Source organism: Marinobacter segnicrescens (genome assembly GCF_900111555.1).
Taxonomy (GTDB): domain Bacteria; phylum Pseudomonadota; class Gammaproteobacteria; order Pseudomonadales; family Oleiphilaceae; genus Marinobacter; species Marinobacter segnicrescens.
The window spans coordinates 176797-193216 of record NZ_FOHZ01000006.1; the positions used below are offsets into that span (position 1 = coordinate 176797).

16 protein-coding genes are annotated in these 16420 nt (G+C 55.1%); 10 read left to right on the forward strand and 6 right to left on the reverse strand.

Going from position 1 to position 16420, the window contains the following annotated elements:
- Positions 1-120: 120 nt before the first annotated feature.
- The 4 genes from BM036_RS08625 to recQ all read right to left on the reverse strand — a co-directional run bounded on the left by BM036_RS08625 (position 121) and on the right by recQ (position 5340).
- Complete coding sequence (locus tag BM036_RS08625) at positions 121-531, reverse strand: hypothetical protein (protein WP_245742537.1); 411 nt, start codon at positions 529-531, stop codon at positions 121-123.
- A 196-nt stretch (positions 532-727) separates the two neighbouring features.
- Entirely contained in the window at positions 728-2281 is a 1554-nt protein-coding gene (locus BM036_RS08630; protein ID WP_091850513.1) for a bifunctional GNAT family N-acetyltransferase/carbon-nitrogen hydrolase family protein, read from the reverse strand.
- A gap of 144 nt (positions 2282-2425) precedes the next feature.
- Positions 2426-3373 carry a type 2 periplasmic-binding domain-containing protein gene (locus tag BM036_RS08635; RefSeq protein ID WP_091850515.1) on the reverse strand — a complete coding sequence of 316 codons (948 nt, stop codon included), beginning with the start codon at positions 3371-3373 and terminating at the stop codon, positions 2426-2428.
- A 104-nt stretch (positions 3374-3477) separates the two neighbouring features.
- Complete coding sequence (gene recQ / locus BM036_RS08640) at positions 3478-5340, reverse strand: DNA helicase RecQ (protein ID WP_091850518.1); 1863 nt, start codon at positions 5338-5340, stop codon at positions 3478-3480.
- Between the two features lie 173 nt (positions 5341-5513).
- On the opposite strand from recQ, the gene BM036_RS08645 reads away from it, so the two are divergent.
- The 10 genes from BM036_RS08645 to BM036_RS08685 all read left to right on the forward strand — a co-directional run bounded on the left by BM036_RS08645 (position 5514) and on the right by BM036_RS08685 (position 13723).
- Entirely contained in the window at positions 5514-6722 is a 1209-nt protein-coding gene (locus BM036_RS08645; protein ID WP_091850520.1) for a lysophospholipid acyltransferase family protein, read from the forward strand.
- Position 6723: 1 nt separating this feature from the next.
- Positions 6724-7386, forward strand: coding sequence for an alpha/beta hydrolase (locus tag BM036_RS08650; RefSeq protein WP_091850522.1), 663 nt, complete (start codon positions 6724-6726; stop codon positions 7384-7386).
- Positions 7383-7967, forward strand: coding sequence for an acyl carrier protein phosphodiesterase (locus tag BM036_RS08655; RefSeq protein WP_091850524.1), 585 nt, complete (start codon positions 7383-7385; stop codon positions 7965-7967). The genes BM036_RS08650 and BM036_RS08655 overlap by 4 nt, the downstream gene beginning before the upstream one ends.
- Positions 7968-8089: 122 nt before the next feature.
- A complete protein-coding gene (locus BM036_RS08660) occupies positions 8090-9226 on the forward strand; it encodes an acyltransferase family protein (RefSeq protein WP_091850526.1) in 1137 nt (378 codons plus the stop codon).
- Positions 9227-9316: 90 nt separating this feature from the next.
- The gene (locus BM036_RS08665) at positions 9317-9922 is read left to right on the forward strand and encodes an ATP-dependent zinc protease family protein (RefSeq protein WP_091850528.1); all 606 of its coding nucleotides are present in this window, start codon (positions 9317-9319) and stop codon (positions 9920-9922) included.
- An 84-nt stretch (positions 9923-10006) separates the two neighbouring features.
- The gene (chaB, locus tag BM036_RS08670) at positions 10007-10237 is read left to right on the forward strand and encodes a putative cation transport regulator ChaB (protein ID WP_091850592.1); all 231 of its coding nucleotides are present in this window, start codon (positions 10007-10009) and stop codon (positions 10235-10237) included.
- A gap of 77 nt (positions 10238-10314) precedes the next feature.
- On the forward strand, positions 10315-11295 hold the full coding sequence (locus BM036_RS08675) for an aldo/keto reductase (RefSeq protein WP_091850530.1): 981 nt from the start codon (positions 10315-10317) through the stop codon (positions 11293-11295).
- A gap of 55 nt (positions 11296-11350) precedes the next feature.
- Positions 11351-12283, forward strand: a complete 933-nt coding sequence (locus BM036_RS08680) for a 2-hydroxyacid dehydrogenase (protein WP_091850532.1) — start codon at positions 11351-11353, stop codon at positions 12281-12283.
- A 642-nt stretch (positions 12284-12925) separates the two neighbouring features.
- Positions 12926-13081, forward strand: coding sequence for a hypothetical protein (locus tag BM036_RS20290; RefSeq protein WP_245742538.1), 156 nt, complete (start codon positions 12926-12928; stop codon positions 13079-13081).
- 105 nt (positions 13082-13186) lie between these two features.
- A complete protein-coding gene (locus tag BM036_RS08685) occupies positions 13187-13723 on the forward strand; it encodes a site-specific integrase (RefSeq protein ID WP_245742539.1) in 537 nt (178 codons plus the stop codon).
- Between the two features lie 101 nt (positions 13724-13824).
- On the opposite strand, the gene BM036_RS08690 is transcribed toward BM036_RS08685, so the two are convergent.
- A complete protein-coding gene (locus tag BM036_RS08690) occupies positions 13825-14505 on the reverse strand; it encodes a Shedu anti-phage system protein SduA domain-containing protein (protein ID WP_091850534.1) in 681 nt (226 codons plus the stop codon).
- Positions 14506-14850: 345 nt separating this feature from the next.
- Positions 14851-16416, reverse strand: coding sequence for an SAVED domain-containing protein (locus BM036_RS08700; RefSeq protein ID WP_091850536.1), 1566 nt, complete (start codon positions 16414-16416; stop codon positions 14851-14853).
- Positions 16417-16420: the final 4 nt, after the last annotated feature.

The window sequence follows — 16420 nt, forward strand, 5'->3', positions numbered from 1 at the left end:
GCCACTCCCTGTTCACTTCGTGTGACGAGCTGATGGTTTATACCGCTTTGAAGGCCAGTCGGATTGCCCGACCGGAAAATCCGATGATTGCCGTGAGGCCCAAAGCGAGGAACCCCCTGGTCAGGCAGGCGCACTGACGCCGGCGCCGTCACGCCGTGACAGCAGGGACTGTTTTCGATCGAGGACATCACGAATTCGCATTAACTGGTCAGAGTCCTCTGCTTTCGGCCGGTAGTCGCTACCAATAAAATCAATAGAATAGAAAAAATTGCTACAGTACTTTCTTCGTTCGGTTACCAGCCCCGTGAGCCCGCTTGCAATCAGGTTCTCGAAGGGCATGGACATCTCCAGTTCCAGGCCGAGGGTATCGCCTGGCTCGAATACCTTATCGGTTTTGAGGACACACCCGAACTGATTCAGGTCAAACAGACGGGCTTCCACCAGTTCCTTGCGAAAAAAGCCCTTACGGAGCGTGAAACGCGCAAGCAGGTCTGGCAGCGGGGTGTGGTAACGGTTATCTGGCATCTGCATGGTACATTCCGACACTTGTAACTCTCACCATTACTGGCCCGGACGGTGTGAGCGGGCCATCGGCGAATGTGGATGTGATCCTCGTGAGTCTGGTTAAACCTTAGCCACGGATCCCGGTGAAGGCAATATTTTCAGGACGGTAGCCAGCGGACTTAATGTGAAATAACGCCCGTTTCAGAACTTTCGGGGCTTGGACTCAGGAATCATCCTCTACGATATCATGTTCCTTGTCGTTGGTGTGCAGGGTGTAAAGATCCGTTCGGCGATCCTTGAGGTTGGTTACGGAGCCTTCTGCGCGAACCAGTGTGAGTTTTTCAAGGTCAAGGTCCGAGAACATGATCATCTCGGTATTCGGAGTGGTTTCCGCCATCACCGCATCATGGGGAAAGGCAAAGTCGGACGGCGAGAACACTGAGGACTGGGCATACTGAACGTCCAGGTTTTCCACCTTTGGCAGGTTGCCAACACTGCCTGTAATCACCACATAACACTCATTCTCGATAGCCCGGGCCTGGGCGCAGTGACGCACCCGCAAATAACCGTTCTTGGTGTCTGTCCAGAAGGGGACACAGATAATGTCCACCTCTTCAGCCGCGGCGATACGCCCGAGTTCCGGGAACTCGATGTCATAGCAGATCATAATGGCCACCCGGCCGGAGTCTGTATCAAACACCTGGAACCGGTCGCCACCCTCGATAACCCAGTCGCGACGCTCATGTGGCGTAATGTGAATCTTGCGCTGCTCGTCCACTCGGCCATCACGATGGCAGAGATAGGACACATTGTAGACCCGGTCATCCTCAATCAGGGGCATGGAGCCGGTGATAATATTGATGTTGTAACTCACTGCCATTTCAGACATTTCGTTGCGGAACTGCTCGGTAAATCCGGCCAGGAAGCGGATCGCCCGGGTCTGGTCCATCTGGTCAGTCAGACCCATCAGGGGTGCGTTGAAGAATTCCGGGAAAATCGCGATGTCACTCTTGTAGTCGGAGAGGGCATCAACGAAGTATTCCACCTGGCGGAGTACCTCATCCACAGAGGTGAATTCCCGCATCTGCCACTGGACCGCGCCCATGCGCACCTGGGTCTTACGGGTGTTGAGCACCGTGGAAGGTGGCGTATAGAGAATGTTATTCCACTCCAGCAAGGTCGCGTAACCCAGTGATTTCTGATCCTCCGGCAGGTACTTGTGCATCAGGCGAGTGACCTGGAAATCGTTGGACAGCTGGAAGCTGAGAATCGGGTCGTAGATCTCCTTGCGGTCTACCCGCTGGATGTACTCCGCCGGCGTGTACTGGTCCGCGTACTTGTGATAGTTCGGAATGCGACCACCGGCCAGGATTGCCCGCAAATTCTTGGAACGGCAAAGCTCCTTGCGGGCTTCATAGAGCCTGCGGCCCAGGCGATAGCCGCGGTAATCCGGGTGTATGAATACGTCCAAGCCGTACAGGGAATCGCCGTTGGCGTTATGCCAGATTTTCTCATTACGGAGAATCAGGTCGTCATAGGTGTGGGGGTTACTGAACCGCTCGTACTTCACACAGACCGTAAGAGCAACCGCAATCAGCTCGCCACTGTCTTCGATACAGATTTGCCCGTCCGGAAACTGCTCGATCAGGGCATTGATGGTTTCCCTCGGCCAGGCACCACCAATGTCATCGTAGACGCGGTCCATCAGCACCTTGAGCTGCTCATAGTCCGTTTCTGTCAGGTTGCGCAGGTTCAGGTGCAGTTCTTCATGTGCCATATAGAGACTGGCTCCGGTTGCTGAAATGGAAACGAATGAAAGGATTATAGACGTTTACGGGGTGCCTCCCGCAATGGATGTGGTTCTTGGAGCAGGATCGGACCGATTCACCGGGCTCACGGTTCGCTGGGATCCATCGACAGCTCAGTGTGACGTGACGCCTGCCTGGATACGGCGACGCAGGTTTTCCAGTGCTGCACGTCCGACAGGGGCTGAGTCAGCACTGAGGAAGGGGTTTTTCAGTATCAGTAACTGACGTTGCTCCAGGTTAAGCGCCTCCACGGCCCGGCCGTAGTAGTCGGCGAGGAAACGGGCAAAGGAGCCGTCTTCGATGGCCCTCTCCAGCCCCAGCTGGATTCGCTGGGCGGTGTCATGGTCTCTGGGGCCTACGAAGAAATAGGAAGGCATGGGGTAGGCCAGCAGCAAATCGGGTTCGATCGCAAGGTCGTCTCTGTTGACCCGCTCCAGGTCGTATAACACCTCGCTGACGCCCCGGGCGAAGCAATCGAAGCGCCCGCCCGCCAGCATGGTAAAGAGCGTTTCGTAACGGGTATGGGTTACCACCGGAACCCCGTTAGCCCGCAGGATGTCAGCGTCCGGCCAATGAGCCCCCTGGCCGATGCTGAGGCCCCGTTCCACCAGGTCGGCAATGCTGCTACTTCCCTGAAAACGGTCCAGCCTGTCCTTGCGCACCACACAGACCCTGAAGCCCAGCAAACCACCGTCTATTGGCAGGGCAATCGTGTAAAGCGATTCCTCCCGCGCCGGGGAAGTGGCCACGTTGGCAATGTCTACCTGGCGTTCATCGGGGTCGCGGTGCAATTCCAGCAGGGCGCGGCCCTGAACCATTTCAACCGAGCGGGTAATCCGATACGCGCCATACTCGGGAGTTTTGTCGAAAGCGAGCCTCAAAGCCGCATGCACGGCCGGGCTGTCGAAATTACGGTACCAGAGCCGGTATTCCCGTGGTTCTTCATAAGAGGGAGAAGAAGACGCAGACTCGCGGGCCTGACTGTCAGCGCCGAAGGACAGGGCACAGGCCAGGGTTAAGGCGGCTAGTGTTCGGTATACCCGGGTGGCAACGATAGGCATAGACAGTTTCCATACTGCTGGACGTTCGGCATCAGTGCCGATACGTCACTTCACCCTGAGTGTATCGTTTTTATGGAAGCTGGATAGTCCCGATCACTCAATTTTCAGTCTTCTTTCGGCAATGAGTTCAGGGTATCCAGAAAGGTCTTGCCATAGCGTTCCAGCTTCGCCGCCCCAACACCGCTGACCTGGGACATTTCGTCCAGGTCAGCGGGACGACGCTCCAGGAGCTCGTGCAATGTGGTGTCGTGGAAGATCACGAACGGCGGAACCCCTTGCTCGTCGGCCAGTTCCTTGCGCTTTGCCCGCAGGGCTTCCCAGCCAACCGGATCGGCAATGTGCTGGCTCCGTTCTGCGCCGGGCCTGGACGTGCGCCGGGACGCCTTTCGTTCCGGGTCCTTGCGCAGTTCCAGGGTGGCTTCTCCCCGCAGTACCGAGCGGCATTGTTCAGTCAGGACCAGGGCGCCATAGCCTTCCGGGTCAGCACGCAGGTAACCGTTCGCGACCAATTGCCGGAACACCGATTTCCACTGGGTGGCGGATAGTTCAGTACCGATACCCCAGGTGGAGATCGCCTGGTGGCCGGCCTGGCGAATGCGGTCATTGTCCGCCCCCCGCAGCACGTCGATAACGTAGTTAACGCCGAACCGTTGCCCTGTTCGGTAAACGCAAGAAAGCGCCTTGCGCACGGCCTCAGTGCCGTCCCAGGTTTCAGGGGGCGTCAGGCAGGTATCGCAGTTACCGCAAGGCTTCTCAAGCACATCGCCGAAATAGCGCAGCAAGGCCTGTCGGCGGCAGCTGGTGATCTCGCACAGGCCCAACATGGCGTCCATCTTCTGGCGCTCGACCCGTTTGAAGTGATCATTACCCTGGGACGCCTCGAGCATCTGGCGCAGCTTGATGACATCCTGGAGGCCGTAGACCATCCAGGCCGTGGAGGGGTTGCCATCGCGACCGGCACGGCCTGTTTCCTGGTAATAGGCTTCCAGGCTTTTAGGCAGGTCCAGGTGGGCGACAAAGCGCACATCAGGCTTGTCGATGCCCATGCCGAAGGCAATCGTGGCCACCACGATCACACCGTCTTCCCGCAGGAATCGCTCCTGGTTTTCCGCCCGCTCGCCGGCAGCAAGGCCGGCGTGGTAGGGAAGGGCGTTATAACCTTTTTGCTGCAACAACCGGGCAGTAGCGTCCACCTTATTACGGGAAAGGCAGTAGACGATGCCGGAATCCCCTGCGTGCTCCTCGCGGATAAAGTCGAGCAACTGTGTGTTGGCGTTGGTCTTGGGGGCTATGCGGTATTGTATGTTGGGGCGGTCAAAGCCACTGATGAAGTGCCGGGCCTGCGTGAGGGAAAGCCGCTCGGCGATTTCCTTGCGGGTACGCTCATCAGCTGTTGCGGTGAGCGCGATTCGGGGAATAGCCGGGAATCGTTCGGCGAGCATACTCAGGCCAAGGTAGTCAGACCTGAAGTCGTGGCCCCACTGGGAAACACAGTGGGCCTCATCAATGGCAAACAGCGACAGCGAGGCACTTTCAAGAAGTTCCAGCATGCGTGGCTGCAACAGGCGCTCTGGCGCACAGTACAGTAGATCCAGCTCGCCACGGAGCAGGGTGTTCTCGGTTTGCCAGGCCTGCTCCGGAGCCATGGAAGAGTTGAGGAAAGCCGCCCGCACCCCGAGCTGATTGAGCGCTGCCACCTGGTCCTGCATCAGCGCGATCAGTGGAGAGATAACAATGCCGGTGCCCGGACGAACCATGGCAGGTATCTGGTAGCAGAGGGATTTACCACCGCCCGTGGGCATCAGCACCAGGGCATTGCCCCCGTCGACCAACTCGTGGACGATGTCGCCCTGCAACGGACGGAAAGTCTCGTAACCGAACACCTGGTGCAGTACCTGTTCCGGACTGACGGTGGGGGTTACAGGCTTTTCCGTGCTGAGACTGTCGAAATCCGCGTATTGGTCCATGGGGTTGTGTGGCCGGTTCTGAAACGAAGCCGGGATGATACCAAAACCACCCCCCTGTTGTCGGGAGGAGGCACGATAAGCCCTGCCACGATACAATAGCGCGGTTTTTCACGCCGGCCCACCAGGCCGGAGCTTGTCGTTTTTCAAGAAAAGGCAACAAAAACAGGATCGTAATGCAAGAATTTGATGCTATACGTCCCTATGGGGACGAAGAGGTCGAAGGCGCCGTAAAGCGTCTTTCCAACGACCCCGACTTCTTGTTGATGGTGGGCCGCTTCCGCTCGCCATTCCTGGCCCGCTGGTTGCCGGGCCTGCTGCGCAGACGGGTAAAGACCTGGCTTTGGAAACAGTTCGGCAGTGCCCGTACCATCCGGGACATTCAGTTACGGGTGGCCGAACATGTCACCGAACTGGTCAACCGGACCACCACCAGGCTGACGTCGTCCGGACTGGATCGCCTGGATCCGAACAGTGCTTACCTGTTTATCTGCAATCACCGGGACATTGTCTTCGACCCCATGGTGGTCAACCACCTGCTGCACCTGCACGGGTTTGACACTACCCGCATTGCCATAGGTGACAACCTGCTCAAGAACCCGGTGTTTGCCGAGATGATGCGCCTGAACAAGAGTTTTGTGGTGCAGCGGGACATCCAGAGCCCAAGGGAAATGCGACAGGTGTTCCTTACATTGTCGGGTTTTATCAACCATAGCCTGGACGATGGCCACAGCATCTGGATCGCCCAGCGGGAAGGCCGTGCCAAGGACGGGGTTGACCTCACCGATCCGGCGATCATCAAGATGTTCTACATGAGTCGTAAAAAGGAGGGGCTGGGTTTTGCCGAAGCCATGAACCGCATGCGTATCGTGCCGGTATCCATAGCCTACGAGTACGACCCCTGTGATACCGACAAGGCGCGCGAGCTGGAAACCCGAGAGCGAACCGGCACTTATACCAAGGCGGAGAACGAAGATTCCGAACAGATCGTCAAAGGGCTGACCGGTTTCAAGGGACACGTGCACGTGCACTTTGGGCTGCCGATTTCCGATGCGCCGGATAATGCCAGGGACCTGGCAGCCCTGATCGATGCCGAAATCCATGCCAACTACCACCTGCACGCGTCCAACCTGGTGGCCTACAACATGCGGGGCACGCACCCTTCGGCCCACGACACACCGGAAAACGTGAGCGAAGAGGTGATCACGGCCGAGAGTTGGACCCCGGCCGAACTTGAAGCTGCGGAGGAAGAGCTGGAACGACGGATCAACGCCTGTGATGAGGCCATCCGACCCTACCTGGTTGCCATGTACGCCAATCCGGTCATCAGCTCCCTTACCGCACTGAACGCGCAACAAACGCACCAGACGCAACCCGAGAGGTAGTATGCAAAAGCTCGACTATATCCAGCTCGATACTGGCGAAAACCCGGGCGCAACCGTTATCTGGCTTCACGGCCTCGGTGCCAGTGGCCATGATTTCGAGCCGGTGGTTCCCGAGCTGGGTCTGCCACAGGACGCCAGTGTGCGCTTTATTTTCCCCCACGCACCGGACCTGCCCGTAACCATCAACGGCGGTATCCGTATGCCTGCCTGGTACGACATCAAGTCGCTGGAGCTGGGCAGGACTGTGGATAAAGACCAACTGATGGCATCCGCCGACTCGGTCGCCGCCCTGGTGGAGCAGGAAATCGAGCGGGGCGTCAAGCCGGAGCGCATTGTGATTGCAGGCTTTTCCCAGGGTGGGGCGGTTGCCTATGAGCTGGGTCTGAGCTATCCGAAGCGACTGGCAGGCATCCTCGCGCTGTCCACCTATTTTGCGACAGCAGACTCGGTTACCTGTTCAGAGGCCAATCGGGACATCCCCATCAGCGTATTCCACGGTACCCATGACCCTATGGTACCGGAGGCCCTGGGACAGGATTCCGTCGCGAAACTTCGGGACATGGGCTACAGCGTGGAATACGAGACCTATCCCATGGAACACGCCGTCTGCCTGGAAGAAATCCACGCCATCGGACGGTTTCTGCGCAACGTTCTGGCCCTGTGAATCACTTCGCCCATCTTTACCTTGCCCACCCCTCGGTAGAATCCCGGGTGGGCAACCTGTTGGGTGATTTCGCCCGGGGCCTGGACCCGGAACAGCTACCCGCACCTGTGCGGTCCGGGCTTGAGCACCATCGGGCGGTGGATGCCTTTACCGACGCTCACCCGGAGGTGCTGGCTTGCAAGGCGCTGTTTTCGTCGAGTCGGCGCCGCTTCGCTGGTATTGCCCTGGATATCCTGTTTGACCACTATCTGCTGCGCCATTGGGATCGATTTGGCCACTGCAATAAAAGCGGCTTCATCCATGAGCTGTACCGCGACCTGGAGCAGGGCGCAGGCCTGATGCCCGAAGAGATGGCAAAGGTAACCCGAAGAATGGTCAACCACGACTGGTTCCACGCCTACCAGGACCTGGACAAGGTTGGCATGGCCATGGACCGTGTGGCTCAACGGATCCGATTCCGTCATCAGTTTGCTGGCATTATCGAGGAAATCCGTCCCCTCGACGATGAACTCGAAGCCCGTTTCCTGGCCTTCTTCCCGGACCTCAAAGCTTTCAGCGATGCCCGAGGCCTGGGCAACTGAAAAACTCTCCATAATCCGGACACATGACAGTCACCGCCAGTCTGGTAACCTCGACTTTCTTCAAGTCCTGTTCCGCTTGATAAGCGGTTAGCACGGAGTTCCACCACCCAGGGAGCAAGGGCATGTTTACCCGACTGGAATCCTTGCGGGGGCTCGCGGCCATCATGGTCGTGCTTTACCATTCGCCGTTCCGCTTTGGTGAAACCTCCGCTCCGATCATCACCAACAGCTATCTGTTTGTTGATTTCTTCTTTGTACTGTCCGGATTCGTCATGGCCTATGCCTACGGCGACAAGATACGTGGTGGTATGGGGTTTGGTGAGTACGTAACCCTGCGCCTGGGGCGGCTGTATCCACTGCACCTGTTCACCCTGATGCTGTGGGTGCCTTACATACTGATCAAACAGTACCTGTATGAAACCGGGTTTGGCGGCACCAGTCAGCTGGACGAGAACAACCCGACTACTTTCATTACCAACCTGTTCCTGATCCATGGCCTTGGTGTTAACGACTCACTCAGCTGGAACCAGCCCAGCTGGAGTATCAGTACCGAATTCTTCGCCTATATCGCCTTTTTCCTCACCGCTGTCACCATCGACCGGGGCCGTCGTCTTTGGTTACCACTGGCGCTTTCAGCGGGTTTTTACGGGTTTATTTTCCTGGTAGTCCGCCCCGATGAACTACAGATTACCTACGACTTCGGATTGATCCGGTGCTTGGCTGCTTTCTACCTCGGGGTTTTTGTGTACCGATTGAGGCGTGTGGGAACGCCCGATACGCTTTCGCCCGCCACGTTGACGGCGCTGGAACTGGCGGCTTTTGCCACCATGATTGGCACCGTTGTGGCGTCCGACGATGGCTACCTGATGATCGTGGCCGCCATGGCCAGCTTCGCGTTCACCGTATTTGTCTTTGCGGCAAAGGGTGGGGGGCTTGTCAGCCGGCTGCTGGACCTGGACCTGATTCGGAAGATCGGCATCTGGTCCTTCTCCATCTATATGATGCACCGGCTGCTGCAGTTCGGCGTGTCCAACGTGTTCGAATTTGTTCTGGGTATTAACCCCAAAGCCCCTACCGGGTGGACTTCTGTCGCTCTCAATAGCGCCATGCTGATTCTCATCATTTACCTGTCCCGCTATAGCTATGAGTGGGTAGAAAAGCCTTCTCGGGACTGGGTGAAGAATCGGCTTCGTCGTCAGGAACTCGCTGTATCGGACCGTACACAGCCGGCCTCCGGCACCGGCAAATTACAGGACTGAAACTGAACTTTGTGAATCGGGTCACGTAAAGTTTTGGCAAGCGGCTTAATGACAAGGCTGAACGTTTACGGATAGAGGAGGTAGGCACCTATGGTTCCGAAGAGGTCATTGAGAGGTTTCGCCCTGGGGTTGATCGCGGCAGTCGGGCTGACGTTTCAGGTTGGTGCCACGGCTTCCACAAAGGACCAGGCAAAGCCCGACCCTGAGCGCATGGGCTTCGTCGAATGGGTGGTGATGAAAGACACCGGCCTGCGCATGAAGGCCCGTCTGGACACCGGCGCCAAGACCTCTTCGCTGCACGCTACGGATATTGAAGGTTTCGAGAAGGACGGCGGAGACTGGGTAAGGTTTCGCCTGCCACTGGATGACCACAACGATATCGACTCACCGGAAAATAAAGGCATAGTGCTGGAATTCGAGCGGCCAGTAGAGCGCACCGTGCTCATAAAACGCAAGGGGGCGCCCTCCCAGCAGCGTTACGTTGTTCGTATGGAGTTCTGTATTGCAGGCAAAATCCATGAAACCCAGTTTTCCCTGACTGATCGCGGACGTTTTACCTATCCCGCCTTGCTCGGACGTCGATTCATGGGTGATGACAACGTGCTGGTGGATTCCACGGACAGCTTCCTGGCGGAGGCCGAGTGCGAGTACAACGCTATCGAAAAGATCGCTGAACTACCGGAAGCCAAGAGCTGAAGCTGACAGATGATGATCATCAGGTCATTCGGAAAGCGCCTGGTGTCCCGTCTGGGTAATCCGTTAAATCAGGAGGATGAAACGATGCCATACCGCAACAACAGCGAACTGCCCGACAATGTAAAGGACAACCTGCCGTCACACGCCCAGGAAATTTATCGTAAAGCCTTCAACTCTGCCTGGGACGAATACAAGGACCCGGATGACCGCCGGGGCGACTCTGGCCGTGAAGAAACAGCACACCGCGTAGCCTGGTCGGCGGTAAAGCAGGAATACCATAAGGAGGGTGATCGCTGGGTGAGAGACAAGGACTGATATACCTGTTTGATTTCCTTGCGCCGATTGACCATATTTAGGGTCCGAATCAGCACATCGGAGCCAGGAGTGCATCAATGAAATACCGGCGTCTGGGCAATAGCGGCCTGAAAGTATCTCCCTTGTGTCTGGGCACCATGACCTATGGGACCCCGGAGTGGCGTGAATGGGTGCTGGACGAACAGGCCAGCCGACCGTTCCTGAAAAAGGCACTGGATGCTGGCATCAACTTCTTCGATACCGCAGACATGTACTCCGAGGGGCAATCGGAACGGGTGGTCGGTGGCGCATTGATGGACTATGCCGACCGTGAGGAGTTTGTCCTGGCCACCAAGGTATTCATGCCGATCGGAAAGGGCGCCAATCGTGGCGGCCTGTCCCGCAAGCACATCATGGACGCCATTGACCGGTCCCTTCAGCGGCTGGGAACAGACTACATCGACCTCTATCAGATTCACCGATGGGACTACGACACACCCATCGAGGAAACCATGGAAGCGCTTCACGATGTCGTGAAGGCAGGCAAGGCCCGCTACATTGGTGCTTCATCCATGTTTGCCTGGCAGTTTGCCAAGGCCCAGCATGTCGCAGAGCGCAACGGCTGGACGCGATTTGTCAGCATGCAGCCCATGTACAACCTGATCTATCGGGAAGAGGAACGGGAGATGTTTCCACTCTGCCATGATCAGGGCGTGGGCGTTATACCCTGGAGCCCGCTGGCACGTGGCGTCCTTGCTGGCAAGGCTCAGGGGCAGGGCGCGGCAACCACCCGTGGACGTACCGACGAGAACACCCGTAAATGGCACCTGGGGAGCGATATTGACCAGCCAGTCATCAGCGCCCTGGAAGCGATCTCCAAAGAGCGAAACCTGCCCATGGCCCAGATTGCACTGGCATGGGTGGCCGCCAACCCGGTCGTCACCGCACCCATTGTCGGTGTCGGCAAGGAACAGCAACTCGACGACGCACTGGCGTCCCTGCAAATCCAGTTGACCACCGAGGAGAAGGAGCGCCTCGAAGAACACTATGTTCCCCACGAGGTTGCCGGGCATGCTTGATCAATGCGCTCATCGACTCTGAAGCCCATTTGAGTTCAAGAAAAGGAGCGCGGTAATGGCCATTGATATCCTGATAGCAGGGCGTTTACCCCCGAACGTACTCCCCCAGCTGGAAAAACGATTCCGACTGCACCAACTGCCGGAAGAAAGGAATGAGGCCGGCGCCTTCCTGCAGCAAGTGGGCGGATCTATCCGGGGGATGTTGACCAATGCCGCACAGGGGGCGCCGGAACAACTGCTGAGCGCGTTACCGAAGCTGGAGATTATTTCGTCGTCCGGGGTGGGAACCGATGCGCTCAACATGGATATAGCCGAAGCCAGGGGAATCAGTGTCAGAACCACGCCCGGGGTGCTCACAGAAGATGTTGCCGACGGTGCCATTGCCCTGATGCTGGCGACGAGCCGGCGGCTCATGCAGGCCGAGCGAAATGTCCGCGCCGGTCGCTGGCTGAAAGATCTTCCGCTAGGGAACCGAATGACGGGCAAACGCCTGGGTATTCTTGGCCTGGGCAAGATCGGACAAGCGCTCGCAAAGCGGGCGGCGGCATTTGACATGCCCATTGCCTACCATCAGCGTAACCGCAATCCCGACGTTCCATATGCCTATCACGATTCCGTCGTGTCATTGGCGGAGGCCAGTGACTTTCTGGTGGTCATCGTCCCTGGCGGTCCCGCCACGGAAAACATGGTAGACGGGAAGGTATTCGACGCCCTGGGGCCAGAGGGCATATTGGTAAATGTGGGCCGCGGCAGCACCGTAGACCAACCGGAGCTTATCCGTGCCCTGGAGCAGGGTCGCATTCGGGCTGCCGGCCTTGACGTACTGGCGGATGAGCCCCACGTACCGGACGCCTTGCTCGAGCTGGAGAATGTTGTGCTGACTCCGCACTACGCCAGCGGTACAACCGAGACCCGGCTGGCGATGGGGCAGCGGGTGGTGGATAACCTGCTGGAGTATTTTGAGGCCGAGTTACAGGGGGCCGATTAAACGGAGTACTCGTCCTCGCATCCATATCGCATTTAACATAATATACATTATGCGCAGTACGGTATGGGGTGCTGTTTCAAAAACAACGTCGATTTGGACGACCACAGAAAGTGCTAAAGAATAGCCACAGAAAGTACTAAATTTTCACAAGAAACACTAAATCCGTCGCCCACTCGACTATCTCTATGTTTCTGGAGGATTTTTTAGGATTCTGTCAATTACACTTTTTTTGAGCTTCGAAGTCAGGAATGCGCGCAACCGTTTCCGATTGAATGCAACTGGCCTGATGACACTACTGCATCTGGTTGACGCCTCCGTGAGAATACAAACCGTTGGTTTGGAATGGCGAAAAACACGAGGTTTTACGCCCTCGCTGTCGTTTCGTTGGAGCGATGAAGGTGTGCACGTTCAAATCCCGAGTCCTGGATCTGTCTCTGATTACCGTGCTTGTATACGAGGGGCTGTTCGCAGAATGACGACAATGAGAGCATGCGTTCGTTAGTCGAGGCTCAGCTGCCCATGACTGCCCTTAGCGTCCACTTTCCTGTTCAATTGCGAAAAATCCGTTAAAATAACATTATTACGGATTTTGTTTTCGCCCTTTCCTTCTGCATCGATGCGTTACCAGGAGCCCATTTAATAATGAGTAAGATCGGCCAGGCCCGCGTACTCACCCCCGATCAGTTCGCCCGCCTCTTGAACGTGATCCAGGAGCACCGCTACCCGGAAAAGAACACCGCACTGGTTCAGATCAGCTTCAAGCTTGGATTACGTGTCCAAGAGATAGCGCTTCTCTAGATCAAGGACGTCGCCGAGCTGGGCCATGAAACGTCTGAAGAACGTTCTTTCAAACTTAGAGAAATTCTGGCGTTGCCGGCCGCTTACACCAAAGGTGCCGACGCGTTGAAGCGATCTAAATCTACGTACCAGCGTCGCCGAATCAGTTTCAGCATTCACGATTTTCATCAGGTTGTTCAGCAAATTGAAACCCTGGCCAAGGCCGGAGCCGAGATCAAGCCGGAGGATTTTTACCCTGAGGTCAAGAAGCATCGTGGCAAATCGCGCGATCTTCCGATGAATGATGTAGCGCTGAGAACGGCTATAGAAAATCATCTCGCGATCCGCCTGGCAGCGAACCCCTCGATAAAAAGGACGGATCCTCTATTCCTGACTCAGAAAGGAGGCCCCTACTCTCCTAACACACTCCAGGAACACTTAGCGCTGATGCAGCGGCTTTGGGCAGGTATTGAGCGAGCAAGCTCCCATAGCGGCCGGCGGACTTTAATGACAAATATCATTCACGAACAAAAGAAGTCAGTTAAAATCGCTCAAAAGATCGCAGGCCATGTTTCGCCATCTACGACGCTAATTTATGAAGAACCTCCCGAGGAGTCACTGAAGGAAGCGTTGCGGGATGCCGGGTACCAATATGTAGGCTAATTCAGCAAAACGGATAGCGGTAGCTCTCTAAGAAGCATTATTGATGGACTTGACTTTCCCGCAGCGTGTCCATTCGACCGGGGGGAGAAGTCCACGGCCAGCTATGGCCCCTGATTAGCCTTTTTGCTATCTAGTTTGGTCTCAACCACGCGCAACAAACGAGCATAGGAAACAATTTGAACCCTAGGATTCATGCGATTCCAGGCACCTTTAAAAGCTTGGATCTGATCATTTTCTGCCTCGTCACCATTTCCAATTAAAAGAATGCCGTTTGGCTCACGGTAGCCATTTAGCCGAAGTTCATCTCGCAAATATCCTTGCGATCGGGCAGACGCATCAATGTAATTCATAAGTTGGCAAATGCCTTTGTTCGCTTCATTGGACAGGTAAACTCTCTTCCCCCGAGAAACGAATCCATTGTGGTTGGCACCTTTCAGCTCCAGGATATACCAACTAACCCCATCGCTATTCGCCCCTGCCATGACGTAATCAGGAATCATTCCGCCGGCCTCGCCGGAGGAGGGTCGAATGTTCTGCTTTGGGTAGATCCAAGATGCATGGTGACCGGAAGAAAAAAGGAAAATGAGGAGCGCTAAAATTTCCTGATTATCGGCCAAGAATCTCTCAATTTCTGTTTCGCTCGCTCGATTCTCTATCAGGTTCTTAAAGCCAAGAAACTGGTCACGAGTGACATCATGCTGACTTACGTAGTGATCTTTCGATGGCCAATGCTCTGGCCATTGCTTAAAAAGGGCGTCTTGGTTTGCTGTCCGAATTTCCATTTTCTACTGATCTCTTCTTCAGGCTGAGAGTACGCAAGCCGATTGTTGTTCCCTTTCTGGTCGTTTCGAAAGGTCGTACCATTGAGATTATCAGAATGGACTCATAGCACCTGAACCGACGCAACTCGACTTTTCTGTACTTTGCATCGAAATCATAACTTTGAAGTAAAAACGTCAGACCCGAGAGTGCCTGCTGGAAATTCCAGAGGGAATAGATGGCCCTTTCGAGTTGAGCTTCAGTGATGTTCATAGTGTCGTGGTAAACTACTCCCGGTCAGTACTCTAGGTCGAGGCTACCTTTAGCGCTTATTATCTAACATGGACACGTTCAACGACACACCTGATCTAAGCCGACCGAAGCTCGGTGCTTGGTCCGCTTGGGTCTATCACCAACCTTGGCACCAAAGATTTGCCATGGAAATCGTATATACACACAGGCGAATGATTACGATCGATTGATGTCCCAACAAGCACCGAAGCGCAGTTTGAGGCGCAAATGAATAGATGAATCTTTCTTATCCCTTTATCAGTAATTCGGTGGAAAAGAGATTGCAATTCCTTGACTAACCTTTTTCCCTCGACGGGGTGGGCAATGGCACCATTTCCTTCAAATTCTTGCGGCACCGTTACTTCAATAACAGGAAGCTCAAGCGACTTAGCAGTCTTCAAAAACAGCTCGGGCCGCGCTGTCAGTGAAATCGCGACGATAACCTCGTCTTCTGCGTAGACTAGCTCGTCTGTTTGAACGATTGGTTTCTCATATCGCGGCCTTTCCGATGGCCAAGCCCAGTTACCTGTGTCTCTTGAACGAAGCATAGGAATAAACTGAGCTTTGTTTCCAAGCAGAGACCCTAGCCCGACTAATTGAGGCATTAGCCCGAATGCAAAGATCGCAGCGTGATGCTGGCTCCCTTGAGTTTGCATTTTGATACGGTCAGCTACTTTTTCAATTAGCCGGGGCATGTATTTCCACATCGACTCGTCGCCCTGCATCAGGCTCTCGTCATTGTCTGTGACGACATTGAGTTGGCCTCTTGGACGGGAGTGGATCACCTGGAGAGATTGGGAGATCTGAAACGGTGTTGGTTGCGCTATTACGCTGCCCCCAACGGGCCAAAGCACCGAAAAACATGGAATGGGCTCATACCCCAAGCCGTCCAATAATTCGGTTGCAACTCTTTTAAATGACCGCCGCATCGATGATAGACGAGAGGCCGGATAATCAGCCCCAGCAATCTTATCGATTAAACGATGGTGTTTATCGCAGAGCAGCAATATATTGGATGGATCGTCTGATAGTTTTTTAGAAATTAAACGCCCTCCTCGCTCTCCTTTTTCCGCCGAGGCAACATTGTGAGCGAGATAGGAAAAATTGCCTTCATAGCCAGTAATTTGGTCTATTCCTAAATCCAGTCCACAACCTTCGAACATGCAGCGGCCATGACTGAACAGAAGTACTTTACGTTTCGTCTCTACACTTATAGGACGATTTCTGCCTTTTCTGTTCGAGTCACTCTCAAGTAATTGATAGTAATTCAAAATATCTTGCGAATTACATTCGACAACCTGCCCTGAAATCTTGGTCCAAATGTTCGTGAGCGCAGCTAAAGAGCATATTTCATCTTTACTTAGAGTATATCCCTGATAATATCCGTACCAAAATGTAGAGCGATTGGGGGCGAGCAGGAGCTGTAGGGCATCTACGCTTTCAGACGGAGAAAGATTAAACCTGAGAGCAGCAACGACCTCTTTGTTATGGAGCAAAATGACGATAGTATTTTCGTTGTCTTGATCCGTGACTATACCGACGTCATCCCAAGCGATACTGCCCACCAGATATTTAGCCAGCGACTCAACTAAGCTCAGTTCGTCTAGGGGGGGGTGGTTTGTCTGAATGGCTAGCTGAGGCATACAT

Coding starts and splice junctions, on each gene's coding strand:
- BM036_RS08625 (WP_245742537.1), bottom strand. CDS start 531: ATGCAGATGCCAGATAACCGTTACCACACCCCGCTGCCAGACCTGCTT.
- BM036_RS08630 (WP_091850513.1), bottom strand. CDS start 2,281: ATGGCACATGAAGAACTGCACCTGAACCTGCGCAACCTGACAGAAACG.
- BM036_RS08635 (WP_091850515.1), bottom strand. CDS start 3,373: ATGCCTATCGTTGCCACCCGGGTATACCGAACACTAGCCGCCTTAACC.
- recQ (WP_091850518.1), bottom strand. CDS start 5,340: ATGGACCAATACGCGGATTTCGACAGTCTCAGCACGGAAAAGCCTGTA.
- BM036_RS08645 (WP_091850520.1), top strand. CDS start 5,514: ATGCAAGAATTTGATGCTATACGTCCCTATGGGGACGAAGAGGTCGAA.
- BM036_RS08650 (WP_091850522.1), top strand. CDS start 6,724: ATGCAAAAGCTCGACTATATCCAGCTCGATACTGGCGAAAACCCGGGC.
- BM036_RS08660 (WP_091850526.1), top strand. CDS start 8,090: ATGTTTACCCGACTGGAATCCTTGCGGGGGCTCGCGGCCATCATGGTC.
- BM036_RS08665 (WP_091850528.1), top strand. CDS start 9,317: ATGGTTCCGAAGAGGTCATTGAGAGGTTTCGCCCTGGGGTTGATCGCG.
- chaB (WP_091850592.1), top strand. CDS start 10,007: ATGCCATACCGCAACAACAGCGAACTGCCCGACAATGTAAAGGACAAC.
- BM036_RS08675 (WP_091850530.1), top strand. CDS start 10,315: ATGAAATACCGGCGTCTGGGCAATAGCGGCCTGAAAGTATCTCCCTTG.
- BM036_RS08680 (WP_091850532.1), top strand. CDS start 11,351: ATGGCCATTGATATCCTGATAGCAGGGCGTTTACCCCCGAACGTACTC.
- BM036_RS20290 (WP_245742538.1), top strand. CDS start 12,926: ATGAGTAAGATCGGCCAGGCCCGCGTACTCACCCCCGATCAGTTCGCC.
- BM036_RS08690 (WP_091850534.1), bottom strand. CDS start 14,505: ATGGAAATTCGGACAGCAAACCAAGACGCCCTTTTTAAGCAATGGCCA.
- BM036_RS08700 (WP_091850536.1), bottom strand. CDS start 16,416: ATGCCTCAGCTAGCCATTCAGACAAACCACCCCCCCCTAGACGAACTG.